The organism is Desulfobacterium sp. N47, assembly GCF_051233685.1.
Taxonomy (GTDB): Bacteria; Desulfobacterota; Desulfobacteria; order Desulfobacterales; family RPRI01; genus RPRI01.
On record NZ_JBAMMY010000095.1, the window covers coordinates 18981 to 27334 of the forward strand.

The 8354-nt window shown below is 37.4% G+C and carries 6 protein-coding genes and 1 pseudogene; all 7 read right to left on the minus strand.

What is annotated here, in order from left to right:
- Positions 1-6 precede the first annotated feature (6 nt).
- Positions 7-231 (minus strand): four helix bundle protein, encoded by a 225-nt coding sequence (locus VXK47_RS06100; protein ID WP_435547883.1) that lies wholly within the window; start codon positions 229-231, stop codon positions 7-9.
- Between the two features lie 145 nt (positions 232-376).
- Positions 377-1246 (minus strand): exosortase/archaeosortase family protein, encoded by an 870-nt coding sequence (locus VXK47_RS06105; protein WP_435547884.1) that lies wholly within the window; start codon positions 1244-1246, stop codon positions 377-379.
- Between the two features lie 1151 nt (positions 1247-2397).
- Entirely contained in the window at positions 2398-2748 is a 351-nt protein-coding gene (locus VXK47_RS06110; RefSeq protein ID WP_435547885.1) for a hypothetical protein, read from the minus strand.
- A 373-nt stretch (positions 2749-3121) separates the two neighbouring features.
- Positions 3122-3433 carry a DUF433 domain-containing protein gene (locus VXK47_RS06115; RefSeq protein ID WP_435547886.1) on the minus strand — a complete coding sequence of 104 codons (312 nt, stop codon included), beginning with the start codon at positions 3431-3433 and terminating at the stop codon, positions 3122-3124.
- Between the two features lie 767 nt (positions 3434-4200).
- The gene (locus VXK47_RS06120) at positions 4201-4581 is read right to left on the minus strand and encodes a GxxExxY protein (RefSeq protein WP_435547887.1); all 381 of its coding nucleotides are present in this window, start codon (positions 4579-4581) and stop codon (positions 4201-4203) included.
- A gap of 611 nt (positions 4582-5192) precedes the next feature.
- The gene (locus tag VXK47_RS06125; protein ID WP_435547888.1) at positions 5193-8006 is read right to left on the minus strand and encodes a choice-of-anchor D domain-containing protein; all 2814 of its coding nucleotides are present in this window, start codon (positions 8004-8006) and stop codon (positions 5193-5195) included.
- A gap of 90 nt (positions 8007-8096) precedes the next feature.
- Positions 8097-8354, minus strand: a pseudogene (locus VXK47_RS06130) (IS4 family transposase); the annotation flags it as partial.

Here is an 8354-nt window from a genome sequence, read left to right on the forward strand (position 1 = left end):
AAAAGTTCATAAGCTCATAAGTTCGTAAGTTCGTGAGTATCTTCCTTTTCCTTCAGCGATATTCATAGCGATACTTGTAGAAGCTGCCTCAAGCTGTTCGATCAAGCGATAGTGTTTTCTCGGGGCATCCCAATTATCGATAAGTTTGATTACATTTTCAGCAAAATCAACTGCTTTTTGCCATACCATAAGATCTTCAAACGCAAATCCCCGGCTTTGTAAAGTTCCCATAAATACTCTCATCAACAGACTAACTCATTAGCTAATATGTTGTTTTTTTCTTTTCCCAAATAGGCTTATCAACTTATCAACTCATGAACTTTCTTTTTATTAGCTATTTATTTTTTTCCCCATATGAGCTTATCAACTTACCAACTTATGAACTTTCTTTATTTTTTTCCATCCTTCTTAAAAAATAAAGAATCGGTACAAGCATCAGCAGAGCCACAACAAAAAACGGGATTCCTCCTTCCCTGTGAAGATCGCTTTGAAGAATTCTCGGATCAACATAAGTGCCCAGCAATGTAAGAGTAACAATTCGGACTCCGTTTTTAAACATGGCAATGGGAAAGACACAGGCTGCCAATATGGTTTTCTTCCATCCTGATTTAAGAAAAAGATGTCCTGCCAGAAGAGCGGTAATAAAAAGCGCAAGACATGATCTTATCCCGCTGCATTGTTTTGCCACTTCAACGCTCATGGTTGAAAGGTGAAAATAAAACCCGTCCCTGAAAAATGGAACACCGGATGCTATCAGTAAAAGATTTGCAAACTCAGTAGATCCAGCCTGTATAAAATGAATTATTTTATCCATTAAGAAACTGGGAATAGGGACCATGAAAACAAGAAATAAAAGCGGAAAAAGAGCTTGTTTAAAAGCGCGGGTTCCGTAACTGAATATAAAAGCGCCTATAAGCATAATAAGAGCGGAACATACTGAAATTGATGAATAATCATTGCTGTTAAGATTTATAGCCTTTAATTGGCCTATTGCATATAAAACAATTCCTGTAATTACAAGAGCGCCTCCTGGTGCGAATGAATAGGATTTTTCGGAATATATTTCTTTTCTTTCCGTATAAAGAAGATAAGCGCTAACCAAAGGAATAAGAAGTATATGAGAATAATATTCCCTGTTTGAAGTTGTCGAAAGAAGTTCTTTAAGCGGCATATAACACATTAAGGCAGCTGCAATCACGAACCCGAAAAACAATAAGTTTCTTTTGTCAGTTAATCGTTTGCTCATATTATATCTCGTTTTGGTTGTAAGAAAATCCGGGTTATCTTTTCGGACAGGATTTACAGGATTTACAGAATATTTGCAAAACCGCTTCGCGGTAGATGAAAGGTAGAGATTGTTTTTTTCGCCACAGGCGATGATCATGTCTAATTACAGAAATAAAAATATTTCAGACAGGATTTACAGGATTAACAGGATATTTATAAGACCGCTTCGCGGTGGGAAAAAAGATCTATATTGTCTTTCTCGCCGCAGGCGATAATCATGTACATCCTGTTGATCCTGTCTAATTACAGAAATAAAAATATTTCAGACAGGATTTACAGGATTTACAGAATATTTTTAAGACCGCTTCGCGGTAGATGAAAGGTAGAAATTGTCTTTCTTGCTGCAGGCGATAATCCTGTTCATCCTGTTGATCCTGTCTGATTACAGAAATAAAAATATTTCAGACAGGATTTACAGGATTTACAGGATATTTGTTAAACCGCTTCGCGGTAGATGAAAGGTAGAGATTGTCTTTCTCGCCGAAGGCAACAATCATGTCCATTCCGTTGATCCTGTCTAATTACAGAAATAAAAATATTTCAGACAGGATTTACAGGATATTTGTTAAACCGCTTCGCGGTGAGTGAAAGATATATATTGTCTTTTTTGCCGACAGGCAACAATCATGTTTATCCTGTTAATCCTGTCTGGTTATGTATATCGTTTTGCCTTTTTCTTATTTTATCAATCATATATAGTTTATTAGGCAGTCTCAGGAATTTTTGCGATCGCTATCTTCTTGTTTCAGTGTATTTACTTTATTTCCTTTGCCGACAGGCAACAATCCTGTTTATCATGTAAATCCTGTCTGATTACTGATATTGGTATGTATGGTTTACTGTGAGATTTTAGAGAGTTAAACTAATTTCTTACGTTTAAGGATAGCTATGTAGTCATCATAGCTTAAAGGACATGATACTAAATTTCTAAAATCTTTTTCAGACAGTTTTAATTGGCTTCGAATTTTATGCATGATCTTATCCGGCAGGTCACCTTTTCCATGCGAGTAATGGATTCTAAGGATCTTTTTCCCGTCGATTACAAGCCAGCCATAGTTATGACCGGTCGAACGAACTTGCAATGATAATTTATTAAATATTTTCCCGATTTCAGATATTTTCATCGACTGTTATTACTTCATTAAGGTATTCAAGCCATTTCTGAGGTAATATCCCCAAGTTTTCCCGATTTGTTTTCATATCCTCGTAGAGCATAACAATTTCTTCACACAGAGCATTTATTGCTTCAAATTCGGTGTCGGCATAGCTGAATGCTTCGATATCGTCCAGGGATGCAATTATAGCTTCTCCATCTGTCTCAATTGTGATGTATATAGGCTTTTTTAAAATATATCCGGTTTTCTTGAGGGAATTTAATGGCACAATTCTATATCGACTTTCAAACGCTTTGATAAGATTCCTTGAAATATCTCTGAATTGTTCATTAGTTAAAATATCCATTTGCACGAATGCGCCTCCTCTTGCCTGGATGTGAATTTAAACTTTATTTAACCAAAAGTCCGAAAAAAATATATCCGACAGGATTGACAGGATTTACAGAATATTTGTGAAACCGCTTCGCGGTAGATGATAGGTAGAGATTGTCTTTTTCGCCGAAGGCAATAATCCTGACCATCCTGTTGATCCTGTCTAATTACAGAAATAAAAGCATATCAGACAGGATTTACAGGATTTACAGAATATTTTTAAGACCGCTTCGCGGTAGGTGAAAGATAGAAGTTGTCTTTCTTGCCGACAGGCAACAATCATGTTCATCCTGTTAATCCTGTCTGATTACAGCGTTATTTTTCTTCATCTAAAATAATTTTCAGCTTCATAAACCATCATTCTTCAAACCCGAATGAGTTAAAGCCTGCTTTCTCCAATAATTAATATCTGAATTACTATCAATATCCGATTCAATCTCATCTTGATTATCAAAATAATATGCAAGCGCTGAATGTACTTGAGAGGGAGTCAGGTGAGTTAGAGTGTTTAAAATTTCATCCACATTCATTCCCATTTGGTAATATCTTGCTATAGTTCGAATGGTAATTCTTGTTCCGGCTATTATAGGAGCCCCACTAGCAATTCCAGGATCTGAACTGATATACGGATAAGATTGTTTTTTTAATGCAAAGCTCATAATTAATCCTTTTCTATATATATTGTTATTGGCTTTACACGTTTAAAATATCAAAAAATAGTTAATTAATCAATGATAAAAGATAATTCGATTCCCAAGAAGATTGTAAAAACAGAAAGTTATCAGACAGGATTTACAGGATTTACAGAATATTTGTTAAACCGCTTCGCGGTGAGTGAAAGATATATATTGTCTTTTTCGCCGCAGGCGATAATCCTGTTTATCCTGTTAATCCTGTCTAATTAATTATATTGTTTCACCTTTATAATAAATCACATAGCCAAAGCTTCTTGCTTCAGTGTATTCACTTTATTTCCTTTGCCGACAGGCAACAATCCTGTTTATCCTGTTGATCCTGTCTAATTACAGAAATAAAAATATTTCAGACAGGATTTACAGGATTTACAGAATATTTTTAAGACCGCTTCGCGGTGGGTTAAAAGATATATATTGTCTTTTTCGCCGAAGGCGATAATCCTGTTTATCCTGTTAATCCTGTCTAATTAATTATATTGTTTCGCCTTTATCAATCACATAGTCAAAGCTTCTTGTTTCAGTGTATTTACTTTATCTCCTTTGCCGGCAGGCAACATCATGTACATCCTGTTAATCCTGTCTGGTTAAGTATATCGTTTTGCCTTTATCAATCACATAGTCAAAGCTTCTTGCTTCAGCGTATTCACTTTATTTCCTTTGCCGGCAGGCAACAATCCTGTTTATCCTGTTAATCCTGTCTAAAACAAATATGGATCGCTTCTATATGCGACTTATGGCGTTTCCTTTGGTGTGCGATACTTGCGTTTGATATCAACGCCGGTTGAGTTAAAATTGATCAGCAGGCCAACCTCAATTCCGGTTGCTACCAAATAGTTTACCAATTGTGCCTCATGAACCTTTCCGAGCCGCTCTACAGATTTTAGCTCAACAATCAGTTCATCTTCTACCAGCAGATCTGCGAAAAAATCGCCGACGACTTGATCTCTGTAGTGTACCTTTAAAGGGCTTTCCTGTTGCACTCGCAGACCTGATGCTTCAATTTCAATAACCATCGCTTTTCGATATACGCTTTCTAAAAACCCAAATCCCAGTTTGTTATAAACCAGGTAAGCGCAACCGATTACTTTATGCGTCAAGACTTCTTTCTCCAATAAAATTATCCCCTTAACAGAAACTTATCAGACAGGATTTACAGGATATTTGTCAGACCGCTTCGCGGTAGGTTAAAAGATCTATATTGTCTTTTTCGCCGCAGGCGATAATCATGTTCATCATGTTGATCCTGTCTAATTACAGAAATAAAAGCATATCAGACAGGATTTACAGGATTTACAGAATATTTTTAAGACCGCTTCGCGGTAGATAATAGATAGAGATTGTCTTTCTCGCCGAAGGCGATAATCCTGTTTATCCTGTTAATCCTGTCTAATTAATTATATTGTTTCGCCTTTATCAATCACATAGTCAAAAGCTTCTTGTTTCAGTGTATTTACTTTATCTCCATTGCCGGCAGGCAACAATCATGTTTATCCTGTTAATCCTGTCTAATTAATTATATTGTTTTGCCTTTATAAATCACATAGTCAAAGCTTCTTGCTTCAGCGTATTTACTTTATCTCCATTGCCGGCAGGCAACAATCATGTTTATCCTGTTAATCCTGTCTAATTAATTATATTGTTTCGCCTTTATAAATCACATAGTCAAAGCTTCTTGCTTCAGCGTATTTACTTTATCTCCTTTGCCGACAGGCAACAATCATGTTTATCCTGTTAATCCTGTCTGGTTAAGTTTTTTTCTTTTTATAACCAAACCTGCAGGAATTATTAAAAGCAGGAGCAGGAGATAGGGATATTCAATGCTGTAAACAATTGGCGCGAGTGCAAATCTTGTTGCAGCTCTTGCGGTATCATGTTTGCTGATGAAATCAGCGACAGGTGGAGAATATGTGTAATATAAAGTTACAAATGTCTTACCTGCAAAATTCGTTAACAAATGTTTGTCTCTGAAGTTTCTCAGCACATCTATGTGTGCGTCAAGACTTGATCCGTATGCAGCCGTTGCAATAAAGCATCCGCCTTCAGTCTCGGGGTGGTCTGTGATATCCTTATTACATGCAACCACAATGCCGGATACCGTGCCATTTACCTTTCCGTCAGCATCGCTGTCCGAACCGTCTTTAAACGTAAGGCTAAGTGTAAGGTTTCTTAACGCAACATCTATGATTCCTGTGGTTTTATTGGATGGATATATCTCCTTCCTTGTTCCGCTATTTGATACAAGATAAAATACAGGATTCGAAGGTAATGATGGATATGTAAAATTCAGATTTGCCTTACCGGAAACGTTGACTACATAGAAATTCACCGCAGCCTGGACAACGTCATTAGGGGCAGTTCCTAATATCCCGTTACTAACTACATAACCTCTGACTGAAATAGTCGAATTAGTTGAGCTTAAAGATGTGGTTGAAGTTCCGTTTCCGGAGAGTTGAATAGTGGGAGAGTTTCCGGCATTGGATTTTATATTAAGAGTTGTTGCTATTAATCCTTCCGATCTTGGCTGGAACTGAACATCAAAGGTGCAAGTGCTGTTTGTTGGTATGCCAGTATTTGTAATACAGTTATTGTTTATAATAAAAAACCTGCTATAATCACCACCTGTCGGACTAATATCACTTATTAAGAGCGGGGCGTTACCGGTGTTGGCGATGATGATTCTCTGTTTCGTAGATTGAATGTATTGCTTTACATTGAGAAAAGATGTTGTTGTAGGTAAGAGGGATATATAAGGAGTCTTAACAGAAGCTCCTGTGCCGCTAACGGGGATGGTTATAATAGGAGTATCATCTGTATACGTTAAAACAATATCCGCTGACTTTGTTCCTGCAGATTTAGGGAGAAATTTTGCTTTGAAAGTACAGTTTTCACCAGGCGCCATTATCTGCCCCGAGCAAGTGTTGTTTTCTAACAAAAATTGGTCGGAATTAGAGCCTGACAGGGCAACAGATTTTACCTTTAAATATCCGCCATCAATTGCATTTGTAACCGTGAATGTTTCTAAATCGGTTGGTGTGCCAACCGTTATGGTTCCATAATTTTTTGATGCCGGTGTTACCGAAACAATAGGCTTAGGACAAAGAGAGGCCTCAGGATATGGGGCTGACGAGCAACGTAGCGGGTGTGGATACGCATATGGTGTATAATAAGCAGTCCATGTATTTGGAGCTGTGCATCGGTATAGGGTTCCAGAAATAGGAGTTTTTGGATTAGCTCCCACATTATCAAGAGATAACGATGTGCAACTCTGATCAGTAGTCCAATACGTAACTCCTTTTGTGCATGTTGTTGGGCGATTAACCGATGTTCCACAACCAATGCCGGTTGTACCGTTAAATGAAATATCTTGTTTCCAAAATTCTCTGTTTTGGAGAAGGACTGCTGGAGTGTTTGGAGTTTTTCCATCAATAGTATCTTGTGCTAGAGTAAAATCAATAAGGCTATTCCCATTATTTCTGTTGTTCCAGTAATAAGAACCTGAAACATGCTGAGGTTGATAATCTTGACTACTTGGAAGGCGTGCTATAGTAGGACAAGGTCCAGCAGTTGCACCCACAAAATCAGTAGGTTTGTTTGTATCATCAGATTCTTCCCTGACCTTAGCATAAAAATTCTTTGCAGTTATGATGTAATTATCAAAAACCATTGCCCTTCCACCACGATGGTCTAACAACGCGCCTCCAGCACCAATATAATCATGAGTTAGTTTATTACCATAAATTTCTATCCCCATTGTTGCATAATTCCCTTTAAGCTGATTCCCATGAGCATCAATCCAAGGGTATAAACCGCGTTCTCCAATATTATGATAAGTATTATATCGTATGCAAGATCGACCCCCAGCCCCGTGTGCATGCGCAACATCAGCGATTTCAAACGTATTGTCTTCAATATAAATATTATCGGGGGAGCCAAAAGCTATAGTAAGCTTATTCCAGGAAAGAGCATTAACTCCATAAGAATCTATCTGTATCTTGTTGCCGCTAAAGTGGTTGCTGTCTATTACACCATATACAGTTCCATGCAGAATTATCGCCCTTCCTGTAACAGTCGTGGGGAACGCATTTTTAAGTATGTTATGATCTATCCGCACTTTATTAATGGATGTAGAAGATAAATTGTCAATTAAAATACCGGAGCACTTTTTATTAAAATTGAAAGTGAATCCAGTTATTCTAAAAGGCTCATTTAAAGCCGGATCGGACGGGCTATAATCTATTAAAAAATTTAAAGAATTAAAAGTTTGCCCATCAATAGAATTATAATTACTTGTTATTACAGTATTATCTGCTCCTGCTCCTTGAAGTGTAATTCCTTTAGTAATAGAAAGATGGCTGCTCCATGTTGCAGAACCAGCAGGTACTACAACTATGTCTCCAGATTTGGCGCTGGATATTGCTGAACTTATATCAGAGTAAGAAGTGCTTTTAGATGTAATAGTTGCTGCATATCCAATATCATTTAGAAACAGGCAAAAGGCAAAAAGTATTCCCCCAAAAAACATTGTTTGTTTTCGCATAATTACCTCCTTTATTTGTTTTTGCAGCTCTTTGTTTATTGCGTACGAACGTGGAAACTTACCGGCCAGTTCCTACCCAATGCCGTTGAATTAAGCTGGTTGCCGATAAGCCGGGTTAAACTTTTTATTTCGCTTTTTGAAAATTCGTTTATTACTTCTACCGGGCCGGATTGCATCGACACATTTGAGAATGAGCGCCTGTAGATCCTCAATAATAGAGTGAATTTTATCGCTGGGGCGCAGGATCAAAAGCACAATGACATTCTTTATTGCCGAAAGCGCCTGGGTAAAATTGACTTGATACTTATATTTCCGGCTCGCTGTATTTTTCTCAACAAGCGGCTCAAC